We start from the raw sequence: 23,457 nt of genomic DNA on the forward strand, positions 1-23,457 counted from the left end.
GACTACGCAGCGAGCCGCACCGGAATCCGCCGCCGGCCGAAGCCGCGCGTGAAGGCGCCGAAACGTCCCGCGATCGGTGTGCCGCAGTGCGGGCAGGTAGCGCTTGCATCGAGTTCGCAATCGAGCACGACGTACCAGTCGCGCCGCACCAGCGCTGCGCGACAGCCGGGGCAGAAGGTGGTCCCGCCTTCGACGTCATGCACATTGCCCGTGTAGACGTGGTGCAGGCCGTTGCCTAGCGCGATGGCGCGCGCCCGCGTCAGCGTGGCCGGCGGCGTCGGCGCCACGTCCAGCATCCGGTAGTCCGGATGGAAGGCGCTGAAGTGCAGCGGCACATGGGGCCCCAGGCGGTCGGCGATCCAGCGCGTCATCGCGTCGATCTCGGTATCGCTGTCGTTGTGGCCGGGGATGAGCAGCGTCGTGATCTCGAACCAGCAATCGGTTTCGTGGCGAAGGTATTGCAGCGTGTCGAGCACGGGCGCGAGGTGTGCGCCGGCCTGCTGGAAGTAGAACCCTTCCGTGAATCCCTTGAGGTCGACGTTGGCTGCGTCCATCCGCGCGTAGAACTCTCGCCGGGGCGCGGCGTGCATGTAGCCCGCCGTCACGGCGACGCTGTACAGCCCGAGTGCGTGGCAGGCGTCGGCGGCATCCATGGCGTATTCGGCAAAGATCACGGGGTCGTTGTAGGTGAAGGCCACGCTCGAAGCGCCGCTCTCGCGCGCTGCTTCGGCAATGTGTTCGGGCGAGGCCGTGTCCATCAGCCGGTCCAGCTCGCGGCTCTTCGAGATGTCCCAGTTCTGGCAGAACTTGCAGGCGAGGTTGCAGCCCGCCGTGCCGAAGCTCAGGACACTGCTGCCGGGGAAGAAGTGGTTGAGCGGCTTCTTCTCGATCGGGTCGATGCAGAAGCCCGAGCTGCGTCCGTAAGTCGTCAGCGCCATCGCATCACCGACGCGCCGGCGCACGAAGCACATGCCGCGCTGGCCCTCGTGCAGGCGGCAGTCGCGCGGGCACAGGTCGCATTGGATGCGCCCGTCGTCGAGCTGGTGCCACCAGCGGCCGGGCGTCACGGGGTCTCCTCGAATGCGATGGCCCCGTAACCGACGACGCGATCACGGTCGCCCGCGGTGTCTCCGGAGTTGCGCAGGTCGAGCAGGCGCGGCGCCAGGCCGTGGTGGCGCGCGGCCCGGAGCGCGCCATTGATGGCAGCCGATCCGCAAGCCTCGTGCGGGGAGAGTCCGGCATCGAATCCCAGGATGCGCTGCACGGTGGCGCGATCGATGGCCCGCGCCTTTTCGTAAGGCAGGTAGTGCGACAGGTCGGAGCTGATCACGATCAGCGTCTCCGGGCCGCCCCAGAGCCGCTCCAACACCTGTGCCACTGCCTCCACGCTGGCATTGCCGACGACCAGCGGCACGAGCGTGAAGTGACCGAGCACGCTTTGCAGAAAGGGCAGCTGGACTTCGAGCGAATGCTCCCTTTCGTGCGCGCGGTCGCTGCGAACCACTTGCGGCAGGTCGCCCAGGCTTGCCAGCGCCGCGAGGTCCACCGGGACCCGGCCCAGCGGCGTCTCGAAGCTCTGCGCGTCGGGCGCGGCAAGGCCGGACACCCATTCGCGGTGGGCCGGCCCGAACAGCACGACGCGGCGGACGACCGGCTCGCGCCTGCGTGCGAGCAAGGCATAGGCGTGCGCCGCCACTGCGCCGCAGTATTCGTAGCCGGCATGAGGGGAGATGATCAGCTTCGGACGGCGTCGCGCCGGGTCCTCGACGACGACGCCGTCCAGGCAATTTGCGACCTCTTCCCGCAGCGCATCAGGTGCGGCGGGGTAGAACAGGCCATCGACAGCGGCGTGGCGCACGGCAGGCATGGGGCAGAACTCCTGCCATTGAATTTGAACCTTTCGGGGTCGAAAATCAATCCTGTCCGGTTGCGCCGCAGCCCGTGTCTTCGGAGATCGCCATGAATGAAGAAAGCTTCAATCTCAGCATCAGGAAGTTTCTCAAGACGGTGGGTGTCAGCTCGCAGCGCGACATCGAGCAGGCCGTGGCGAAGGCGATCGCGGCGGGCTCCCTCCAGGGCGACGCGAACCTGCCGGCGACGATGACGCTGGAGATTCCGTCCCTGAATCTGAAGGTCAAGTTCGATGGAGAGATCCGCCTCGACTGAGCCGGCAAGGCTGCCGGTCGGGACCCGCCGATTCAGGCGGCAGGCGGCGGTGCGACGGCGGTGCGTCGGTCCACCTTCCGGCTGAGCACCACCGACGTGTGCGTGTGCTGGATGCCCTCGATCAGGCCGATCCGGTCGAGCAGGGCGTCGAGTTGCTCGTTGGTCTCGCAGCGCAGGAACACCATGTAGTCGTACTGGCCGCTGACGGCAGACAACTCCTCGACTTCGGGCAGGCGTTCCAGCGCCCGGACGACGGCACTGCCCATCTTGGGCGCGACGCTCAAGCCGCAATAGGCGCGCACCGCGGCCTGTTCGAGGCGCTGGCCGAGGCGCACGCCATAGCCGGAAATCACGCCATCGCGTTCCAGTCGGGCAATGCGGGCGACGACTGTGGTGCGCGCCACCCCCAGCTTGCGCGCGAGCAGCGCGGCGGGCTCCCGGGCGTTCGCCTGGAGCAGGCTCAGCAGGTGGCGATCGGTGTCGTCCAACGAGGGCGGGCCTCAGTCCACTTCGGCGATGAGGTCGATCTCGACGCAGGCGCCCATCGGGTTCTGCGCAACGCCGAAGGCACTGCGCGCGTGGGCGCCTTTTTCGCTCCCGAACACCTCGGCGAACAGTTCGCTTGCGCCGTTGGTCACGAGGTGCTGCTCGGTGAAGGTGCCGACCGAGTTGACCAGGCTCATGAGCTTGACGATGCGCCTGACCTTGTTCAGGTCACCGACCGCCGCATGCAGGGTGCCCAGCAGATCGATGGCAATCGCGCGTGCGGCCTGCTTGCCTTCGTCCGTTGTCATCGTGGCGCCGAACTGGCCGACCCAGGGCTTGCCGTCCTTCTTGGCGATGTGGCCCGAAAGAAAGACCAGATTGCCAGTCCTTACGAAAGGCACATAGGCCGCGACCGGTACGGAGACAGGCGGCAGGGTGATGCCGAGGCTGGAAAGCTTGTCGTAGACGCTCATGAGGGCTCCTCGTTCTGGGTTTGCGATTGCGATTGCGATTGCGCGATGCGCGCCGCTTCCTCGCGCAGTTCTTCGAGCGGCCGCACCGTCACGCTCACATCCAGCGTATGGCGGGCGCCGCCGTGCAGCACGCCGCGCATGGGTGACACGTCGGAATAGTCCCGCCCGATGGCGAGTGTCACGTAGTCCTCGCCCGGCTGACGGCCGTTGGTCGGGTCGAAGTCGGCCCATGCGCCTGGACCGTCGTCGCCGGGCAGGTACACCGATACCCAGGCGTGCGAGGCGTCGGCGCCGATCAGGCGAGGCCGTCCGGGCGGCGGTTGCGTCAGCAGGTAGCCGCTCACGTAGCGTGCCGGCAGGCCCATCGTGCGCAGACAGGCGATCATGATGTGCGCGAAGTCCTGGCAGACGCCCCTGCGCTGGGCCAGGGCCTCGATGGCCGGCGTGCTGATCTCGGTGCTCTCGGAGTCGTACTCGAAGTCGCGGTACATGCGCAGCGTGAGATCCATCGCGACGTCGAAAGCCGGCCTGCCGGGCGCGAAGCTCGGGCGCGCGTACGCGGCGAAGTCGTCATGCCGCGGCACGTAGCGCGAGGGAAAGACGAAGTCCGACGCCGGGTCGTACGCCGAATCCTTGACGTAGCGGAAGCGCTCGCGCACCTCTTCCCACGGCAGTTCGCGAGCCACGTCCGGCGAGAGCACCGGCGGGGAGGTGTCGACCACGCTCTCTGCAGTGACGACGAGTTCCTCATGCGTCGATTCGAGCGCGAAGAAGGCGCGCGCGTTGCCGTAGACGTCCGGCGCCTCGCTGCACTGCGCGGGTGTGGGGCTGATCTTCAGCGCATGGCTCACCAGACGCTGAGACAGCGTATCCATCGGCTTCAGGTGCGCCAGGTGCTGCGCCGTCTCGACCGGCGGCGTGTAGTCGTAGCGCGTGGAATGGGTGACGTGAAGCAGCATGATCAGGCTCCAACGGACCGGACGGATTCGGACGTGAGCGTGAAATAGCGCGTCCCGATCGCGTCCGACACATGGTATGCGGCTGTCTCGCAGGCAGTGAACAGGTGAACCAGCGCAGGATACTGCGCGTCGGGACCGGCTTCGCACAAATGCTCCAGCGTCCAGGTGTCCGGATCGGGCAACTCGTGGGAAAGGGCGGTGAGCTTGCCAGGCGCGCTGCCCGCGAGCCGGGCGATGCGCTTGCGCAGCGTCTGCGTGACCCAGGCCAGCGATCGCGGGTTGTCGCCGTCGAGCACCAGCAGGTCGACCAGCGTCGCGACGTCGCGACGCTGCTGGTAGCGCGCATGGAAGGTGATCGTGCTGTCGAACAGCGCCACCATCGCTTCGAAGCCACTCACCTCGTGCACCGAGCCGTGCTCGAAGCCGGCGGCCAGGGCGCTGGAGAGAAATCCCAAGCGCTCGATGTGCCGGCCGATGGACAGCAGCCGCCACGCGTCGTCGCGCGTCATGCGGTCGGTCTGGGCGCCGGTCATCGCCGCCAGCGCGGTGCTCGCGGATTCGAGCAGGCGCAGCGCGGCGCCGGTCGCGTAGCCGCCTTCGCCTTTCTCGCTCGCCTGTTCGGCGCTGCGGCGCAGGAAGTCGGTCTCGGCGCGCACGATCTGGTTCCAGTGATCCTGCGACAGCCGCTCGCGCACCGCGGCGGCGGACTGGCGGATGCAGCGCAGGCTGTAGCCCACGCTGCCGCCCTTCTCGACGTCGCCCAGTTCCGCGATCAGCGCGCGCTCGAACACGCGACGGGACTTCGGCAGGCTCGGCACTTCGGGCGAGACCAGCGCGTTGCGCAGCGCGAGTTGATGCAGCCAGACCAGCAGGGCACGCGAGGATTGGTCTTCGCCGCCCAGCAGGTCGATGGTGAGGCGAGCCAGGCGCACGGCGTTCTCGGCGCGCTCGGTGTAGCGGCCCAGCCAGAACATGTTCTCCGCGGCGCGACTGGTGACGGGGGCGCGATGGCGTGCCAGCGACGCTGGCGTCGCATGCGGGTGCAGCAGCGAGGTGCGATCGATCTCGTCCAGCGTCTGTACCCAGACATCGGCGCTGCTACCGCCGCGCTGCATCGAGGCGATCTGCGCATCGGGTCCGACCAGGCGTGCGAGGCCGCCGGGGAGAACGCGCCACGAGCGCGGCCCGTCGCTCACCGCGAACACGCGCAAGAGCACCGACCGGGGCGCGATGTGGCCACGTCCGAGGTCCTGCGTCCAGGTCGGCATCTGCGACAGCGGCAGGTAGCTCTGCACGGTGTGCTCGTCGCCCTGGCGCACGATGCGGCCGGCCCACTCGTCGAGTTCGCGCCGGCCCATGTGGCGGCCGAGCACGGCGTCGAAGCTGGTGTGCGAATCGTCGCCGGGGTAGGTGGACTTGATCGCGCAGTCCGCCAATTGCGGCAGCACCGCTTCCATGGCGGCACGTTCGCCGCACCACCAGGTGGGCAGCGCCGGCAGTCGCAGCTTCTCTCCGATCAGGCGTCGCGCCAGTGCGGGCAGAAAGCCGAGCAGGGCAGGCGATTCGAGGAAGGCCGAGCCGGGCATGTTGGCCACCAGCACGTTGCCCGCGCGAATGGCCTGCAGCAGGCCCGGCACGCCGAGCGTGGAATCGGGACGCAGTTCTAGTGGGTCGAGGTACTGGTCGTCCAGCCGCTTGATGAGGCCGTGCACCGGTCGCAGGCCCTGCAACGTCTTGAGGTAGAGGCGCTGGTCGCGTACCGTCAGGTCGTTGCCCTCGACCAGCGTGACGCCGAGATAGCGCGCGAGGTACGCGTGCTCGAAGTAGGTTTCGTTGTAGGGGCCGGGCGTGAGCAGGGCGATGTGGGGCGGCTGGCCGGCCGGGCACATGTTCTGCAGCCCTTCCATCATTGCGTTGTAGGTCGCGGCGAGGCGCTGCACGTGCAGGTTCTCGAAGGCTTGGGGAAACTGCCGTGCGATGGCGAGCCGGTTTTCGAGCAGATAGCCCAGCCCCGAAGGCGCCTGCGTGCGTTGCGAGATCACCCACCAGTTGCCATCGGGCCCGCGAGCCAGATCGAAGGCCGCGATGTGCAGCCAGGTGTCGCCTGGCGGTTGGACGCCGTGCATCGCGCGCAGGTAACCCGCGTGACCCTGCACCAGCGCCGGCGGCAGCAGGCCTTCGGCCAGCAGTTGCTGCGGGCCGTAGACGTCGGCCATCACGCGGTCGAGCACGCGCACGCGCTGCTGCACGCCGGCCTCGACCTGCGCCCAGCTTGCGGGCGAGACGATCAGCGGGAACAGGTCGAGCGACCACGGCCGCTGGGGGCCGTCGGCATCGGCGTAGACGTTGTAGGTGACGCCGTTGTCGCGGATCTGGCGTTCGAGGCTGATCGCGCGCCGCGGCAGGTCGTCGAAGCCGCCTGGGCCCAACTGTTCGAAGAAGCCCGCCCACGAGGGCGAGAGCGGCGCATGCTCGCGCTGCCCGCCGAGGTCTCGTTCCGGGGAGGGTGCCGCCGGCGGCACGGACGCTGCATCGTAGAGCGGGGCGGGTTGCGACGGCACTCCGAGGCGCGATGCGGTCTCCGGCGTGGCGGCGCCTCGCAATTCGTCGAAATGGCCAGGTGCAGCCGGGGGAGCGAGCGCCGACGCGAGCGCTGCGGGTGCTTCCAGCGCCTGCGCGTCGAAGAGGGATTCGTTCATTGGGTCCACGGTGCGGTGATTGTCAGGGGAAACTCACCCCCCAGGCTTCGCGCACTTCGTGTCGCTGGGCCAACCCCCGACCGGGGGCAACACCAGCGGCCCGGCGAAGCCGGTTCCGCGGTATTCCCGGCTCTAGCGGCGCAGGTCGAGCGTGAAGGGGAACTCGCGGCTTCCGGCCAGCTCGATGGTGGCCGGCGGCGTGCTCATCAGCCCTGGCGTGTGCCCCATGCGCGAGAAGCGCGAGTGTCGCCGGCTCTCGGCCTCGTAGGCATTCACCGGGAACGTGTCGTAGTTGCGTCCGCCCGGGTGCGCGACGAAATACTGGCAGCCGCCCAGCGAGCGTTTCATCCAGGTGTCGACGATATCGAAGGTCAGCGGCGCATGCGCGCCGATGCTCGGATGCAGCGCCGACGGCGGATTCCAGGCCTTGTAGCGCACACCAGCCACGAACTCGCCGACCGTGCCGGTGGGCTGCAGTGGCAGCACCTTGCCGTTGACCGTGATGACGTGCCGGCTTTCGTTCAGGCCGGTGACGCGCACCTCGATCCGTTCAAGGGAGGAGTCGACATAGCGCACGGTGCCGCCGGCCGAGCCTTCCTCGCCCATCACGTGCCAGGGTTCCAGCGCGTTGCGCAGCGACAGCTCGATGCCCATCGCCTGCACCTGCCCGACCAGCGGGAAGCGGAATTCGAAATGCGGCGCGAACCAGTTCGGGTCGAAGGCGAATCCGGCCTGCCGCATTTCGCTGATGACGTCGTCGAAGTCCATCTTCACGAAGGTCGGCAGCAGAAAGCGGTCGTGCAGCTCGGTGCCCCAGCGCGTGGCGGGCGCCTTGTACGGATCGTCCCAGAAGCGGGCGATGAAGGCGCGCAGCAGCAGTTGCTGGGCGATGCTCATGCGGGCATGCGGCGGCATCTCGAAGGCCCGCAGTTCGAGCAGGCCGAGGCGGCCGGTGCTGGAGTCGGGCGAATAGAGCTTGTCGATGCAGAACTCGCTGCGATGCGTGTTGCCGGTGACGTCGACCAGGATGTTTCGCAGCGTGCGGTCCACGAGCCATGCGGGCATGTTCTGGCCGTAGATCTCGCGGTTGCGGGCGATTTCCTTGAGCGCGATTTCCAGTTCGTAGACCTGGTCGTTGCGTGCTTCATCGACTCTTGGCGCCTGGCTGGTGGGGCCGATGAACATGCCCGAGAACAGGTAGCTCAGCGACGGATGGTTGTGCCAGTAGAGCAGCAGGCTCGCGAGCAGTTCCGGCCGGCGCAGGAAGGGGCTGTCGGTCGGCACGGCGCCGCCCATCACGAAGTGGTTGCCGCCCCCGGTGCCGGTGTGGCGGCCGTCGGTCATGAACTTCTCGGCCGACAGGCGCGTCTCGAACGCGGCGTTGTAGAGGAACTCGGTGTGATCGACCAGTTCGCGCCAGTTGTGTGCCGGGTGGATGTTGACTTCGATCACGCCCGGATCGGGCGTGACCTGCAGCATCTTGAGGCGCGGATCGCGAGGGGGCGGGTAGCCCTCCATGACGATCTGCACGCCGAGCTGTTCAGCGGTCGCTTCGACCGCGGCGACGAGATCCAGGTAGTCCTCCAGCCGGGCGAGTGGCGGCATGAAGACATAGAGCACACCCGAGGCGCTGCCGACCTTTTCCGCGGCCGGGCCGTTGGCGCGACGCGGATCGCGCACTTCGACGCACAGCGCGGTGCGCGTGACCCAGTGGGCCGACTCGCCGCGACGTGGCATCCGGGGCGTGGTGGGATCGAGGTTGGCCTCCGTTGCGTCACCGGCATTGCCGCCTGGCGTCTGCAGGCGCACCGACGCAGCCGTCGCGGGCGGCGTGCCGAAGGCATAGGGCACTGCGCTTCGATCGGCATGCGGTCCGGTCGGCGGGCCGGCGTAGCGTGCACGGTAGTCGGCACCGGTCGGCAAGGCACCGCGCGGCGCGGTCGGATCGCGCTCGACGAGGTAGGGATAGTCTCCCTTGCTGGCCCATGGCTGCGAGTCGAGCGGCAGGCGATAGCCCATCGGGGAATCGCCGGGGATCAGGTACATGCGGTCGTCGCGCAAGAACCAGGGGCCGGTCTTCCAGCCGGGCCCTGCGAGTGCGGGCGCATCGGTGTCGGCGTTCGAGGCCTCGATCGGCAGCATGTAGCCGATCACGGCGTCGAGCTTCTGCGTGAACACGCGGCGCAGGCGAACCCGCTCCATTTCGTCGTCGAGCTTCGATTCGAAGGGGTCGACGTTCACCGGCAGCCGGCGTTCGCGCCAAAGGTAGTAGTAGACGTCCTCGTAGCCGGGCTGGATGTAGCGCTCGGTCAGTCCGAGGCGGTGCGCGAGCACGGTGGTGAAGCGGCGCGCGTCTTCGCTGGTGTAGTGGGTCGGATGGCGTTCGTCCGCGAAAAGCGCGGGGTTGTGCCAGAGCGTCTCGCCGTCGGCGCGCCAGAAGATCGACAGCGCCCAGCGCGGCAACTGCTCGCCCGGATACCACTTGCCCTGCCCGAAGTGCAGGAAGCCGCCCTCACCGTATTCGGCGCGCAGCTTGTGCACGAGTTCGGTCGCGTAGCCGCGCTTGGTCGGGCCGAGCGCATCGGTGTTCCATTCGGCCGCATCGCGGTCGCTGGTGGCCACGTAGGTCGGCTCGCCACCCATGGTGAGGCGCACGTCGCCGGCCTTCAGGCGCTTGTCGACCGCATCGCCGAGCGCCAGCACTTCGGCCCATTGCTCCTCGGTGTAGGGCTTGGTGACGCGCGGCGATTCATGAATGCGCGTGACCTTCATTTCATGGCCGAACTCGACTTCGGCATCGTCCACCACGCCTTCGATCGGTGCGGCGCTCGACGGCGTCGGCGTACAGGCCAGCGGGATGTGGCCCTCGCCGGCCAGCAGGCCGGAGGTGGCGTCGAGCCCGATCCAGCCGGCGCCGGGGAGGTAGACCTCGCACCAGGCGTGCAGGTCGGTGAAGTCCACGGTGGTGCCGCTCGGGCCGTCGAGCGCCTTCACATCCGGCGTGAGTTGGATGAGGTAGCCCGACACGAATCGCGCCGCCAGCCCGCAATGGCGCAGCAGTTGCACCAGCAGCCAGCCGGAATCGCGGCAGGAGCCGGAGCCGTTGGTGAGCGTTTCTTCCGGTGTCTGCACGCCGGGTTCCATGCGGATCAGGTAGTTGACGTCCTTCTGCACCTGCTGGTTGATGCCGACCAGGAAGTCGATGGTCCGCTGCTCCTTGCGATCGACCTTCTCCAGATAGGCCTGCACCAGCGGCGTGGCTTCGTCGGCCACGAGGTAGGGCGCGAGTTCCTGCGCCTGCGCCTCGGTGTACTTGAAGGGGAAGTTCTCGGCCTGCGGTTCCAGGAAGAAATCGAAGGGGTTGTAGACCGCCATCTCGACCACGAGGTCGACCGTGACCTTGAACTCGCGCGACTTCTCGGGAAACACCAGCCGGGCCAGGTAGTTCGCGAACGGATCCTGCTGCCAGTTGATGAAGTGCTGCTCGGGTTCGACGCGCAGCGAATACGAGATCACGTTACTTCGGCAATGCGGTGCGGGACGCAGGCGGATCACCTGAGGCCCTAGTTGCACCGGACGGTCGTACTTGTAGTGAGTGACGTGGTGGAGGGCGGCGTGGATTGACATTGTTTCTCAGTGCGTCGAGCGTGCCTCGGGTGAGACGCATACTAGCCGACACAGAAAGCAATTAGCGCGCCACAGAGCGGTTCCAGGGAGTGATTCGCATGCGACAGGGAGTAGTCTCGTGATGCCGGGCGCGAAAGCGCGCGGCTTGGTCGGTTTCGCCTCGATGGCAGGCTCGGTGCTTGGGGCTGCGCTTCAGTTGCAGCAACCGGCGCTGTGGAACTGGGCGGCCTACGCAGGCCTGCTGGCCGGTGCGCTGGGTGGCTGGCTGGCGCTGCATTCGTCGCGACGCCCGGTTCGAGGCGTCTTGCCGATGGCGCTGCTCTTCGGTGCGATGTTCGGCGTGGGGATGGCGGGCTGGCGGGCGACGTCCTATGCCGACGGGGCGCTGCCGCCGACGCTCGAAGGGCGGGAGCTGCAAGTGATCGGGGTGGTCGCGCAGATGCCCCAGCGCGGCGAGGGGATGGTGCGCTTCGAGCTCGAAGTCGAATCGGCCGAGCCCCCGGATGTGCCCCGGCGCATTTCGCTGGGCTGGTACGCGGAAGGCTCGGGGCCATGGGGTCAAACCGGTGCGGTCGACCCGCCCGGCCGCGTGCACGCTGGCGAACGCTGGCGCATGACGGTGCGGCTCAGGGCGCCCCACGGCAATCTCAACCCGCATGGCTTCGACCAGGAACTGCGCCTGTGGGAGCAGGGCGTGCACGCCACGGGCCAGGTGCGAACCGGCGCCCGGGACCCGCGCCCCGAACGCATCGCCGCCACCTGGCGCCATCCGGTCGAGCGCTTGCGGGAGACCGTGCGCGATGCCGTCTTCGAGCGCGTGGCGGATCCGCGGTCGGCCGGGGTGATCGCGGCGCTGGTCACCGGCGACCAGAACGCGATCGACCGTGCGGATTGGGACGTCTTCCGCGCGACCGGCGTCGCCCACTTGATGGCCATCTCGGGTCTTCACATCACCATGTTCGCGTGGCTTGCCGCCTTGGCGGTCGAAGTCCTGTGGCGGCGCAGCGGCAGATGGATGCTGCGCTGGCCGGCGCAGCATGCGGGGCTGGTCGGCGGCGTGCTGCTCGCCACGCTCTATGCCGCATTCAGCGGCTGGGGAGTGCCCTCGCAGCGAACGGTGTGGATGCTGGCTGCCGTCGCCTTGCTGCGCATGACGGGGCGGCGTTGGCCTTGGCCCTATGTCTGGCTCTGCACCTGCGCGGTCGTGGTGGCCTTCGACCCTTGGGCCCTGATGCAGCCAGGTTTCTGGCTGAGCTTCGTGGCGGTGGGGGTCCTGTTTGCCGCGGATGCCGGAGAACCTCATGGCGAGCGCTCTGGCGTCGCAAGCCGTCTGGCGCGCGTGTGGCGCGAGCAATGGGTCGTCACGCTGGCGTTGACGCCGCTGACGCTGCTGCTGTTCCAGCAGATCTCCGCCGTGGGCTTGTTGGCGAATGGGGTCGCGATTCCATGGGTCACACTGGTTGTGACGCCGCTGGCCATGCTGGGCGTCGTCTTGCATCCGCTGTGGGATATCGCCGCGTGGGCCGTGCAGATCCTGTCAGTGCTCCTGCAGTGGCTCGCTCGCCTGCCATTCGCCACCTTGTCGATGCCAGCACCTGCGTTGTGGATGGCAGTTGCCGGCGTGGCGGGCGGCATCCTGCTCGCCATGCGCCTGCCTTGGTCGATGCGTTTGCTGGGTCTCCCTCTGGTGCTGCCGGCGTTGCTCTGGCAAGCGCCGCGCCCGGCCATGGGCGAGTTCGAGCTTCTGGCGGCAGATATCGGGCAGGGCAATGCCGTGCTGGTGCGTACGGCTACGCACAGCCTGCTCTACGACGCCGGGCCGCGCTACAGCCCGGACAGCGATGCTGGCCAGCGCGTGCTCGTGCCCCTGTTGCGCGCCCTCGGCGACCGGCTCGACACGCTCGTGCTGAGTCATCGCGACAGCGATCACACCGGTGGGGCGCCCGCGGTGCTTACCATGCAGCCGAAGGCCGAACTGCTGAGTTCGATCGAGGCAGAGCATCCGCTTCAGGCGCTGCGAACCGCCCGGCGCTGCGAGGCGGGCCAGCGCTGGACCTGGGACGGCGTGGTCTTCGAAGTGCTTCAACCGGCCGCGTCCGACTATCGGACCTTCACCAAACCCAATGCGGTCTCGTGCGTTCTTCGCATAGGCAATGGCCGGGCAACGGCCATGCTGGCCGGTGACATCGAGCGTCTGCAAGAGGCGGCGCTGGTCGCTCGCACGTCCGATCTGCGCGCCGACCTGCTTCTCGTGCCTCATCACGGGAGCAAGACCTCGTCGAGTGATCTGCTGCTCGATGCCGTCCGGCCGCGCGTCGCGCTGGTCCAGGCCGGCTACCGCAACCGATTCGGGCATCCGGCGCCGGAGGTGGTCGGGCGCTATGTCGAGCGCGGCATCGCGCTGGCCGACTCCCCGCATTGCGGTGCGGCATCCTGGTCCAGCAGTGCCCCGGGCACGGTCGGGTGCCTGCGGCAACAGGCACGCCGCTACTGGCACCATGAAATGCCGCAGCTTTCCGGCAGTGTTTGGCCTTGAACTTGCTAAGCTATGCCCAAGGAGATTGGTCGTCCCATGCACAAATTCGATGAGATGTATGAGCAGCTGCCCTACAACGGCGCAGCGGTCCGAAGCCACTACAAACGCTACGACCAATGGCTTGCGAAGCAACCCGGCGAGGTGATGCGATCGCGGCGCGAGGAGGCGGAAATGATCTTCCGCCGGGTCGGCATCACCTTTGCCGTCTATGGCGCGAAGGACGAGGACGGCTCCGGCACCGAGCGCCTGATTCCCTTCGACCTGCTGCCGCGGATCATCCCGGCGCACGAGTGGGCCTCGATGGAAAAAGGCCTGGTGCAGCGCGTGACGGCGCTCAACCGCTTCATCCATGACGTCTATCACGGCCAGGAAATCATCAAGGCCGGCGTCATTCCGGCCGAACAGATCCTGAAAAACGCCCAATACCGGCCGGAAATGGTCGGCGTGAAGGTGCCCAACGACATCTACTCGCACATCGCCGGCATCGACATCGTCCGGGCGCCGGACGCCAGCGGCAACGGCGAGTACTACGTCCTGGAAGACAACCTGCGCGTGCCCAGCGGCGTGAGCTACATGCTGGAGAACCGCAAGATGATGATGCGGCTCTTTCCCGAGCTGTTCAGCCAGAACCGCATCGCACCCGTTGCCCACTACCCCGACCTGCTGCTCGAAACCCTGCGCGCGTCCGCGCCGCCGGCCACCGCCGAGCCCACCGTGGTGGTGCTCACTCCCGGCATGTACAACAGCGCCTACTTCGAGCACGCCTTCCTCGCGCAGCAGATGGGGGTGGAACTGGTCGAAGGGCAGGATCTCTTCGTCAAGGACGACTTTGTCTACATGCGCACCACACGCGGACCGAAGCGCGTGGACGTCATCTACCGCCGCGTCGACGACGACTTCCTCGACCCCGAAGTCTTCCGCCCGACCTCCACGCTCGGCACCGCCGGCCTGATGCGCGCCTACCGCGAAGGCAACGTCGTCATCTGCAATGCCGTCGGCACCGGCGTCGCGGACGACAAGTCGATCTACCCCTACGTGCCGAAGATGATCGAGTTCTATCTCGGCGAGAAGCCCATACTCAAGAACGTGCCCACTTACATGTGCCGCAACAAGGACGAGCTCGATTACACGCTCGCGAACATGAAGGACCTGGTCGTCAAGGAAGTGCACGGCGCCGGCGGCTACGGCATGCTGATCGGCCCGGCGGCCACCCAGGCCGAGATCGAGGACTTCAAGAAGGCCGTGCTCGCCAAGCCCGACGGCTACATCGCGCAGCCCACGCTGAGCCTCTCGACCTCGCCAACCTTCGTGGATGCGGGCATTGCGCCGCGCCACATCGACCTGCGGCCCTTCGTGCTGTCGGCCAAGGAGGTGCAGATGGTGCCGGGCGGCCTTACGCGCGTCGCGCTCAAGGAAGGTTCGCTGGTCGTCAACTCGTCGCAGGGCGGCGGCACCAAGGACACCTGGATTCTCGAGGCGGACCGCGGCGCCAAGCCGCGCGAAGCCTCGCCGCAATCGCAATCGCAAACCCAGTCGTCGTCCTGATCAGGGGAGCCACAAGATATGTTGTCACGCACCGCCGATCACCTCTACTGGATGTCGCGCTACACCGAGCGCGCGGAGAACACCGCGCGCATGCTCGACGTCAACTACCAGACCTCGCTGCTGCCGCAATCCGCCGAGGTCGCCAAGTACGGCTGGCAGGGGCTGCTCTCCATCAGCGAGCTGCTGCCGCTCTACAACGAGAAGCACGACGGGTTCAAGCCCGACGAGGTGATGGAGTTCATGGTCAAGGACGAGTCGAATCCCTCGTCCATCCTCTCGTGCCTGCGCGCCGCGCGAGAGAACGCCCGCGCCGTGCGCGGCGCGCTCACCACCGAAGCCTGGGAAACGCAGAACACCACCTGGCTCGAAGTCAACCGCATGCTGCGTGCCGGTGATTTCGAGCGCGACCCGGCGCAGTTCTTCGAGTGGGTCAAGTTCCGCTCGCACCTCTCGCGGGGCGTGACGCTGGGCACCATGCTGCAGGACGAGGCTTTCTACTTTTCGCGCCTCGGCACCTTCCTGGAACGCGCCGACAACACGGCGCGGCTGGTCGACGTCAAGTTCCACGCACTCAACAGCGAGTTCTTCGGCACCGCCACCGAGGAGGACCAGGAGTACGACTTCTATCACTGGAGCGCGATCCTGCGCAGCGTCTCGGCCTTCGAGGTCTATCGCAAGGTGTACCGCGACGTGATCAAGCCCGAGCGCGTGGCCGAACTGCTGATCCTGCGCGCCGACATGCCGCGCTCGCTGCACGCGAGCTTGCAGGAGGTCGTCAACAACCTCGACAAGGTGAAGAACGAGCAGAGCGCGGAGACGCAGCGGCGCGCGGGCAAGCTGCTTGCCGACCTGCAATATGCGCGCGTCGACGAGATCCTCGCGACCGGGCTGCATGCGTATCTGACGCAGTTCCTGGATCGAGTGAATGAGCTGGGGTGGCGGATCAGCCAGGACTTCCTGGTGCCTGGGCACTAGAGCCCACCCCCCAGGCTTCGCGCACTTTGCTTCAACGTGTCGTGGCTTGGCGTACGGCCCGCTCCCAGCGGGCCATCGATTCCTCGGCTTGAGCGCGGCCCATCGTGGGCATGAAGCGTCTTTCGATGCGCCACAGCTTCGACAACTGCCCGACGTCGCTGTACACGCCCGTCGACAGCCCCGCGAGATAGGCGGCGCCCAGCGCCGTGGTCTCCGTCACTTCCGGTCGAACAACCGGTATGCCGAGCAGATCTGCCTGGAACTGCATCAGCAGGTTGTTCACGCACGCGCCGCCATCCACCCGCAGTTCCGCCACCGGCGTTCCGCCCGCCGCAACCGCATCGCGGCTCATCGCCTGCAACAGCGCGGCGCTCTGGTAAGCGATGCTTTCCAGGGCAGCGCGCGCGATGTGCGCGACGGTGGTGCCCCTGGTCAGCCCGGTGATGATCCCTCGCGCATCGGCGTCCCAATAGGGCGCGCCGAGCCCGGTGAAGGCCGGCACCATCATCACGCCGCCCGCGTCGGGCACGCTCTCCGCCAATGCCTGCACTTGCGCGCTGCCTGGAATGGCCTTGAGGCCATCGCGCAGCCACTGCACGACCGCGCCGCCGACGAACACGCTGCCTTCCATCGCGTACTGCGGCTGCGCGCTGGTCTGCGCGGCGCTCGTGACGAGCAGGCCGTTGTGCGAGGGCTGGAAGGCGCTGCCCGTGTGCATCAGCAGGAAGCAGCCGGTGCCGTACGTGTTCTTCGCCATGCCGCCCTCGAAGCAGGCCTGGCCGAAGAGGGCGCTCTGCTGGTCGCCCGCGACGCCGCCGATCGGCAGGCTGCGCTCCAGCAGGGCCGCGTCGGTATCGGCGAAGTGCGCACTCGACGGCCTGACCTCCGGCATCAGCGATGCGGGGATGTCGAGGGCCTTCAGCAGGTCCGCGTCCCACTGGTTGCTGTGCACGTTGAAGAGCATGGTGCGCGACGCATTGCTCACGTCCGTGACATGCACCTTGCCGCCGGTCAGCTGCCAGATGAGCCAGCTGTCGATGGTGCCGAAGGCCAGCTCTCCGCGCTCGGCCTGGGCGCGCACACCGGGCACGTTGTCGAGCAGCCAGCGCAGCTTGGTGCCGGAGAAATAGGCATCGATCACGAGGCCGGTCTTCTCGCGGATGGTGTCGGTCATGCCGTCTTCGCGCAGCCTGGCGCACAGCGGTTCGGCGCGGCGGTCCTGCCAGACGATGGCGTGATGCACCGGGTGGCCGGTCTTGCGGTTCCACACCACCGTGGTCTCACGCTGATTGGTAATGCCGACCGCGTGGATGTCGCTTGCCTTCAGCTGGGCCTTGGCGAGCACGTCGCGCGCGGTGGCGAGCTGGCCCGTCCAGATCTCCATCGGGTCGTGCTCGACCCAGCCGGGCCTCGGATAGATCTGCGTGAGTTCCTGTTGGGCGATGGCGACGATGCGGCCCTCGCGATCGAAGACGATGCTGCGGGAGCTCGACGTGCCCTGGTCGAGGGCGAGCAGGTAGGTCATGACAAAGAGTCCTTCAGTGTTCGCGCGCTATTTCGCAGCGGACTTGGGCGCGTTCGATCAGCTCGGGGAAGGGCGGCGGCGGTTCCGCGTCGGTGAAGAGGCAATCGATCTGCGAGAGCTTCGCGAGCTCGATCATCGCAGGCCGGTTGAACTTGCTCGCGTCGGCGGCCAGCCACACCTCGCGCGCCTGCGCGATGATGGTTTGCGCTACCTTCACTTCCCGCAGGTCGAAGTCGCGCAGCGTGCCGTCGGCCTCGATGCTCGACACGCCGATCAACGCGATGTCGACCTTGAACTGGCGAATGAAATCGACCGTCGCCTCACCGACGATGGCACGGTCGCGCAGCCGCACCGAGCCGCCCGCCACGATCACCTCGCAGTTGGGGTTGTCGCTCAGGATGGTGGCGACGTTCAGGTTGTTCGTGATCACGCGCAGGCCGGTGTGGTGCAGCAACGCCTTCGCAATGGCCTCGGTCGTGGTTCCGATGTTGAGGATCAGCGAACAGTCGTTGGGCACCCGCGCCGCCACCGCGCGCGCAATGCGGGCCTTGCCTTCGGCGTGCAGCGTCTCGCGCTGCTGGTAGCCGATGTTCTCCGTGGTCGAACTCGGCACCCGCACACCGCCGTGAAAGCGCGTGAGATGCCCTTCATCGGCCAGGCGCTGCACATCCCGGCGCACCGTTTGAAGGGTGACCCCGAGCATCTCGGCCAGTTGTTCGACGGTGACGGAGCCGCGCGAACGCACGATGTTGAGCAGCTTGAGTTGGCGCGGATTGGAGTTCACGAGACAGGCAGATCGAGGGGGCAAATGACTTTAGAACGAAAGGAAACGAATGGACTTAAGGGTTAACGCCGAAGAAAATCGCGTCGTAAGGAACCAGAATGAAAAAATTCGAAAGCGAAGAGCCCTCAAACCGTGCATTAAGTCACATTCGAACGGACCCATCCCTCGTGAGCGAATCGCCCCCGTCATCGACCGCCTCCGCCGCAGACTGCGACGTGCTGATCGTCGGCGGCGGCATCAACGGCTGCGGCATCGCGCGGGACCTGGCGGGCCGGGGATGGCGCGTCGTGCTGTGCGAGAAGGACGACCTCGCGGCGCACACCTCGTCCTCGTCCACCAAGCTGATCCACGGCGGACTTCGCTACCTCGAGTACTACGAGTTCTCGCTGGTCCGCAAGGCGCTGCAGGAGCGCGAGGTGCTGCTCAAGAGCGCGCCGCACATCATGTGGCCGCTGCGCTTCGTGATGCCGCACGACCCGTCGATGCGGCCGGCCTGGATGATCCGCATCGGCCTCTTCATGTACGACCACCTGGCCCGTCGCGAGGTGTTGCCGGGATCGCGCACCGTCGACCTGAAACGGCACGAGGCCGGTGCGGCGCTCAAGCCCGAATTCAAGCGCGGCTTCGTGTACTCGGACGGCTGGGTCGACGATGCGCGCCTCGTGGTGCTGAACGCGCTCGATGCGCGCGCACGCGGCGCGGAGGTGCTCACGCGCACCCGATGCGTCCGGGCGCAACGCAACGGCGAGGGCTGGACCGCCGTGCTCGAAGGTCCCGAAGGCCAGCGCACCGTGCGCGCCCGCGCGGTGGTCAACGCGGCGGGCCCGTGGGCCGAAGCCTTCCTTCGCGGCGTGGCGCACTCGGCGCAGGGCGAGGCGCTGGCGACGCGTCATCTGCGGCTGGTGAAGGGCAGTCACATCGTCGTGCCGCGCGTCTTCGGCCACGACCATGCCTACATCTTCCAGAACCCCGATAAACGGATCATCTTCGCGATTCCGTACCAGGATGACTTCACGCTGATCGGCACCACCGACATCGAACTGCAGGGCGACGACCCTGGCGCCGCGCGCATCGGCGATGACGAGGTCGACTACCTTTGCACGCAGGCCAGCCGCTATTTCAGGAAGCCCATCACGCCGTCGGACGTGGTCTGGACCTATTCCGGCGTGCGCCCCTTGCTCGACGACGCATCGGGCGACCCCTCGGCCGTGACGCGCGACTACATGCTCGAATCCAACACCACCGCCGCGCCGCTGCTGTCGGTGTGGGGCGGCAAGATCACCACCTTCCGCAAGCTGGCCGAGGACGCCGCCGACGAGGTCGGCCGAATGCTCGGCGAAACCCGCACTCCATGGACCGAGGGCGCGTTCATGGCCGGCGGCGATCTCTCTGCATGGATCGGCGGCACCAGCCGCACCTCGCGGCCCGACGACGACTTCGAACGCTTCGTCGAAGCGGTCCGCACGAAATACCCGTGGCTCGAATTCAACCTCGCGCGCCGGCTCGCACGGGCCTACGGTGCCCGCGTCGCGGACGTCATCGGCGACGCGCTATCGATGGACGACATGGGCGAGGCCGTTGCCCCCGGGCTCCACGAGCGCGAGCTGCGCTATCTGCGCGACGAGGAATGGGCCTGCAGCGGCGACGACGTGCTATGGCGCCGCTCCAAGCTCGGCCTCCACTTCACGGAGGCGGAGCGCGACGAAGTCGACGCCTGGATGCGGGCTCATGCACGCCTGCAAGAGGAAGCTCCATGCAGCTGACACTCGAACGCGTCACCAAGAAGGTGGGCGCGCAGACCTGGCTCTACCCGCAGAGCATCGCGCCGAAGAGCGGCGCGGTGACCGTGCTGCTGGGCGCCACGCAGGCCGGCAAGACCAGTCTGATGCGGCTCATGGCCGGGCTCGATGCGCCGACCGAAGGCAAGGTCTTCGTCGACGGCAAGGACGTGACGGGCGTGCCGGTGCGCGAGCGAAACGTGGCGATGGTGTACCAGCAGTTCATCAACTACCCGTCGCTGAGAGTCGCCGAGAACATCGGCTCGCCACTCAAGCTGCGCGGCGAAAAGAACGTCGATGCGCGCGTGCGCGAGCTGGCCGACAAGCTGCACATCGGCATGTTCCTCGACCGCTACCCGGCGGAGCTGTCGGGCGGCCAGCAACAGCGCGTGGCGCTGGCGCGCGCCTTGGCCAAGGGTGCGCCGCTGATGCTGCTCGACGAGCCCCTGGTGAACCTCGACTACAAGCTGCGCGAAGGATTGCGCGAGGAGCTCACGCAACTCTTCGCGTCCGGTGACTCGACGGTGATCTACGCCACCACCGAGCCCGGCGAAGCCCTGCTGCTCGGCGGCTACACGGCGGTGATGGATTCCGGCGAACTGCTGCAATATGGCCCGACCGCCGAAGTCTTCCACGCGCCGCAATCCCTGCGCGTGGCGCGCGCTTTCAGCGACCCGCCGATGAACCTGATGACCGGCCGCGTGGTGACCGGCGGCGTGCAGGTCGAAGGCGGGCCCATGTTGCCGTTGGCACTGCCCGCCAATGTGGAGGGCGCGGTCACGATCGGCCTGCGCTCCAGTGCGCTGAACGTCGACGCCGGCACCGGCGACATGGCCTTGCCGGGCAAGGTCGAGCTGGCGGAAATCTCCGGTTCCGACACCTTCGTCCACGTCGAGACGCTGGTGGGCGAACTGGTCGCGCAGCTCACCGGCGTGCATCGCTTCGATCTCGGCGCGGTGATCACGCTGTACTTCAGCGCGTCGCAGGCCTATGTGTTCGACAGCAGCGAGCGGCTGGTCGTTGCACCGGCCTGGCGTCACAAGGGAGGCTGACATGGCCCGCATCGACCTCGACCTCGCCCACGCCTATCGCCCGAACCCGACGCAGGACAGTGACTACGCCTTGCTGCCGCTCAAGATGAGCTTCCGCGACGGCGGCGCCTACGCATTGCTCGGCCCATCGGGCTGCGGCAAGACCACGATGCTCAACATCATCTCGGGCCTGCTGGCGCCGTCGAAGGGCAGCGTCAAGTTCAACGGCCGCGACGTGACGCTGGAGACACCGCAGCAGCGCAACATCGCGCAGGTGTTTCAGTTCCCCGTGATCTACGACACGATGACGGTGGCGCAGAACCTCGCGTTCCCGCTGCGTAACCGCAACGTGCCTGCCGAGCAGATCCGCAAGCGCGTCGGCGAAATTGCCGAGATGCTCGACATGAGCGGCCAGCTCAACCAGCGCGCGGCCGGCCTTGCCGCCGATGCCAAGCAGAAGATCTCGCTCGGTCGCGGCCTGGTGCGCAGCGACGTGTCCGCCGTGCTCTTCGACGAGCCGCTGACCGTGATCGACCCGCACCTCAAATGGCAGCTTCGGCGCAAGCTCAAGCAGATCCACCGCGAGCTGAAGCTCACCTTGATCTACGTCACGCACGACCAGGTCGAGGCCCTCACTTTTGCCGAAGAGGTGGTCGTGATGACGCGCGGCAAGGCCGTGCAGATCGGCAGCGCCGAGGCGTTGTTCGAGCGGCCGGCCCATACCTTCGTCGGTCACTTCATCGGTTCGCCGGGCATGAACTTCCTGCCGGCGCAGAGCGCGGGCGGAATGCTCGACATCGCGGGGACGCGGCTGCCGGCCACGCGCGAGCTGCCCGAAGGCGCGCTCAAGCTCGGCATCCGCCCTGAGTATGTCGCGCTGGTCGAGCCGAATGCGCCGGGCGCGGTGCCCGCCACGCTGACGCAGTTGCAGGACGTCGGCACACATCTGATGTTGAGCGCCAGGCTCGACGGCAGCGCGTTGAAGGCGCGGCTGGCATCCGATGCCGTGACTCCGCCTGTCGGCAGCACCGTCTGGCTGCAGGTGCTCGGCCGCAAGAGCTGCTTCTACCGTGACGAGGAGTTGGTCGCATGAACGGAACCAACAAGCCCATCAACCAGCGCGCCTGGTGGCTCGTGCTGCCGGTGCTGCTGTGCGTCGCGTTCTCGGCCATCGTGCCGCTGATGACGGTCGTCAACTATTCGGTGCAGGACATCATCTCGCCCGAGCGCCGCGTGTTCGTCGGCACCGAATGGTTCGCCGCGGTCATGCGCGATGGCGAACTGCACGCCGCGCTGTGGCGGCAACTCGGCTTCTCGATCGCAGTGCTGCTGGTCGAGATCCCGCTGGGCATCGTGCTCGCGCTCTCGATGCCGTCGACGGGCTGGAAGGCGTCCGCCGTGCTGGTGGTCGTCGCACTCTCGCTGCTGATTCCGTGGAACGTGGTCGGCACCATCTGGCAGATCTTCGGCCGCGCCGACATCGGGCTCTTTGGCTACGCCCTGCAGAAGCTGGGCATCGACTACAGCTACACCGGCAACGCCAGGGACGCGTGGCTCACCGTGTTGCTGATGGACGTCTGGCACTGGACGCCGCTGGTCGCGCTGCTGTGCTTTGCCGGCCTGCGTTCGATCCCCGACGCCTACTACCAGGCCGCGCGCATCGACGGCGCCAGCAAGTTCGCAGTGTTCCGCTACATCCAGCTGCCGAAGATGCGCGGTGTGCTGGTCATCGCGGTGCTGCTGCGCTTCATGGACAGCTTCATGATCTACACCGAGCCCTTCGTGCTGACAGGCGGCGGCCCTGGCAACGCGACCACCTTCCTGAGCCAGTACCTCACGCAGAAGGCGGTCGGCCAGTTCGACCTCGGCCCGGCCGCGGCGTTTTCGCTGATCTACTTCCTGATCATCCTGCTGTTGTGCTTCGTGCTCTACAACTGGATGTTGCGCGTCGGCACGCAGGACGTGGTGGAGGAGACCAAATGAACGAAGACCGCTTCCGCAAGCGCAGCGTGTTCCTGGTGTTCTACATCGTGTTCGCGCTGTTGCCCATCTACTGGATGGTCAACATGAGCTTCAAGACGAACGAGGAGATCCTGTCGAGCTTCTCGTTCTTCCCGCAGACCTTCACCTGGGAAAACTACCGGCGCATCTTTACCGATGAATCCTGGTACTCGGGCTACATCAACAGCCTGATCTACGTCGGCATCAACACCGTCATCTCGCTCACGGTGGCGCTGCCGGCGGCCTATGCGTTCTCGCGCTATTCGTTCCTCGGCGACAAGCACGTCTTCTTCTGGCTGCTGACCAATCGCATGACACCGCCGGCCGTGTTCCTGCTGCCTTTCTTCCAGCTCTACTCGACCGTCGGCCTGATGGACACGCACCTCGGCGTGGCGCTGGCGCACCTGCTCTTCAACGTGCCGCTGGCCGTGTGGATCCTCGAAGGTTTCATGAGCGGCATACCGCGCGAGATCGACGAGACGGCCTACATCGACGGCTATTCGTTCCCGCGCTTCTTCCTCACCATCTTCCTGCCGCTCATCAAGGCGGGTGTCGGCGTCGCGGCCTTCTTCTGCTTCATGTTCAGCTGGGTCGAACTGCTGCTGGCGCGCACGCTGACCAGCGTGAACGCCAAGCCCATCGTCGCGACCATGACGCGCACGGTAAGTGCATCCGGAATGGATTGGGCCACGCTGGCGGCGGCCGGCGTGCTGACGATCGTGCCCGGTGCCATCGTGATCTGGTTCGTCCGCCACTACATCGCGAAGGGCTTCGCGATGGGGAGGGTCTGATGAAATCCACAGCGATTGCAGTGTGTTCTTTGCGGGGAGCACCGCGGAACCGGCTCGGCCGGGCCGTTGGTGTTGCCCCCT

General features: G+C 67.0%; 18 protein-coding genes. 9 read left to right on the top strand and 9 right to left on the bottom strand.

Annotation, left to right across the window (positions count from 1 at the left end; all coding sequences use genetic code 11):
* Window positions 1–2: 2 nt before the first annotated feature.
* On the bottom strand, window positions 3–1,067 hold the full coding sequence (amrS, locus tag QTI24_RS09795) for an AmmeMemoRadiSam system radical SAM enzyme (RefSeq protein WP_286600030.1): 1,065 nt from the start codon (window positions 1,065–1,067) through the stop codon (window positions 3–5).
* A complete protein-coding gene (gene amrB, locus QTI24_RS09800; RefSeq protein WP_286600031.1) occupies window positions 1,064–1,867 on the bottom strand; it encodes an AmmeMemoRadiSam system protein B in 804 nt (267 codons plus the stop codon). The genes amrS and amrB overlap by 4 nt, the downstream gene beginning before the upstream one ends.
* Window positions 1,868–1,959: 92 nt before the next feature.
* Between amrB and QTI24_RS09805 the strand changes: the two genes are divergently transcribed.
* Window positions 1,960–2,166 (top strand): DUF6494 family protein, encoded by a 207-nt coding sequence (locus tag QTI24_RS09805; RefSeq protein WP_286600032.1) that lies wholly within the window; start codon window positions 1,960–1,962, stop codon window positions 2,164–2,166.
* A gap of 32 nt (window positions 2,167–2,198) precedes the next feature.
* On the opposite strand, the gene QTI24_RS09810 is transcribed toward QTI24_RS09805, so the two are convergent.
* The 5 genes from QTI24_RS09810 to QTI24_RS09830 all read right to left on the bottom strand — a co-directional run bounded on the left by QTI24_RS09810 (window position 2,199) and on the right by QTI24_RS09830 (window position 10,410).
* Window positions 2,199–2,654, bottom strand: coding sequence for an Lrp/AsnC family transcriptional regulator (locus tag QTI24_RS09810; RefSeq protein ID WP_286600033.1), 456 nt, complete (start codon window positions 2,652–2,654; stop codon window positions 2,199–2,201).
* Window positions 2,655–2,666: 12 nt separating this feature from the next.
* Window positions 2,667–3,125 carry a RidA family protein gene (locus QTI24_RS09815; protein ID WP_286600034.1) on the bottom strand — a complete coding sequence of 153 codons (459 nt, stop codon included), beginning with the start codon at window positions 3,123–3,125 and terminating at the stop codon, window positions 2,667–2,669.
* Entirely contained in the window at window positions 3,122–4,084 is a 963-nt protein-coding gene (locus QTI24_RS09820) for a transglutaminase family protein (RefSeq protein WP_286600036.1), read from the bottom strand. Before QTI24_RS09820 ends, QTI24_RS09815 begins: the two co-directional genes overlap by 4 nt.
* 2 nt (window positions 4,085–4,086) lie before the next feature.
* Window positions 4,087–6,783 carry a circularly permuted type 2 ATP-grasp protein gene (locus tag QTI24_RS09825; protein ID WP_286600038.1) on the bottom strand — a complete coding sequence of 899 codons (2,697 nt, stop codon included), beginning with the start codon at window positions 6,781–6,783 and terminating at the stop codon, window positions 4,087–4,089.
* Window positions 6,784–6,915: 132 nt separating this feature from the next.
* A complete protein-coding gene (locus QTI24_RS09830) occupies window positions 6,916–10,410 on the bottom strand; it encodes a transglutaminase family protein (RefSeq protein ID WP_286600039.1) in 3,495 nt (1,164 codons plus the stop codon).
* Window positions 10,411–10,531: 121 nt separating this feature from the next.
* Here QTI24_RS09830 and QTI24_RS09835 point away from each other — a divergent pair, with 121 nt between their 5' ends.
* From QTI24_RS09835 to QTI24_RS09845, 3 genes are read left to right on the top strand one after another with little or no spacing between them, the layout of a single operon-like run.
* Window positions 10,532–12,946 (top strand): DNA internalization-related competence protein ComEC/Rec2, encoded by a 2,415-nt coding sequence (locus QTI24_RS09835; RefSeq protein WP_286600040.1) that lies wholly within the window; start codon window positions 10,532–10,534, stop codon window positions 12,944–12,946.
* Window positions 12,947–12,982: 36 nt separating this feature from the next.
* Window positions 12,983–14,491, top strand: coding sequence for a circularly permuted type 2 ATP-grasp protein (locus tag QTI24_RS09840; RefSeq protein ID WP_286600041.1), 1,509 nt, complete (start codon window positions 12,983–12,985; stop codon window positions 14,489–14,491).
* A gap of 18 nt (window positions 14,492–14,509) precedes the next feature.
* The gene (locus tag QTI24_RS09845; protein WP_286600042.1) at window positions 14,510–15,466 is read left to right on the top strand and encodes an alpha-E domain-containing protein; all 957 of its coding nucleotides are present in this window, start codon (window positions 14,510–14,512) and stop codon (window positions 15,464–15,466) included.
* Window positions 15,467–15,497: 31 nt separating this feature from the next.
* Here QTI24_RS09845 and glpK read toward each other — a convergent pair whose 3' ends face one another.
* Both glpK and QTI24_RS09855 read right to left on the bottom strand, forming a co-directional pair.
* The gene (gene glpK / locus QTI24_RS09850) at window positions 15,498–16,991 is read right to left on the bottom strand and encodes a glycerol kinase GlpK (RefSeq protein WP_286600043.1); all 1,494 of its coding nucleotides are present in this window, start codon (window positions 16,989–16,991) and stop codon (window positions 15,498–15,500) included.
* Between the two features lie 13 nt (window positions 16,992–17,004).
* The gene (locus QTI24_RS09855) at window positions 17,005–17,775 is read right to left on the bottom strand and encodes a DeoR/GlpR family DNA-binding transcription regulator (RefSeq protein WP_286600045.1); all 771 of its coding nucleotides are present in this window, start codon (window positions 17,773–17,775) and stop codon (window positions 17,005–17,007) included.
* Window positions 17,776–17,873: 98 nt separating this feature from the next.
* On the opposite strand from QTI24_RS09855, the gene glpD reads away from it, so the two are divergent.
* From glpD to QTI24_RS09880, 5 genes are read left to right on the top strand one after another with little or no spacing between them, the layout of a single operon-like run.
* On the top strand, window positions 17,874–19,538 hold the full coding sequence (gene glpD, locus QTI24_RS09860) for a glycerol-3-phosphate dehydrogenase (RefSeq protein WP_286600046.1): 1,665 nt from the start codon (window positions 17,874–17,876) through the stop codon (window positions 19,536–19,538).
* Window positions 19,529–20,605, top strand: a complete 1,077-nt coding sequence (locus QTI24_RS09865) for an ABC transporter ATP-binding protein (protein WP_286600047.1) — start codon at window positions 19,529–19,531, stop codon at window positions 20,603–20,605. The genes glpD and QTI24_RS09865 overlap by 10 nt, the downstream gene beginning before the upstream one ends.
* Before the next feature lies 1 nt (window position 20,606).
* Window positions 20,607–21,677, top strand: coding sequence for an ABC transporter ATP-binding protein (locus QTI24_RS09870; RefSeq protein ID WP_286600048.1), 1,071 nt, complete (start codon window positions 20,607–20,609; stop codon window positions 21,675–21,677).
* Window positions 21,674–22,567, top strand: a complete 894-nt coding sequence (locus QTI24_RS09875) for a carbohydrate ABC transporter permease (protein ID WP_286600049.1) — start codon at window positions 21,674–21,676, stop codon at window positions 22,565–22,567. Before QTI24_RS09870 ends, QTI24_RS09875 begins: the two co-directional genes overlap by 4 nt.
* On the top strand, window positions 22,564–23,376 hold the full coding sequence (locus QTI24_RS09880) for a carbohydrate ABC transporter permease (RefSeq protein WP_286572448.1): 813 nt from the start codon (window positions 22,564–22,566) through the stop codon (window positions 23,374–23,376). Before QTI24_RS09875 ends, QTI24_RS09880 begins: the two co-directional genes overlap by 4 nt.
* The last annotated feature ends 81 nt before the right edge of the window (window positions 23,377–23,457 follow it).

It is taken from the genome of Variovorax sp. J22P240, from assembly GCF_030316855.1.
Classification (GTDB): Bacteria; Pseudomonadota; Gammaproteobacteria; order Burkholderiales; family Burkholderiaceae_C; genus Variovorax.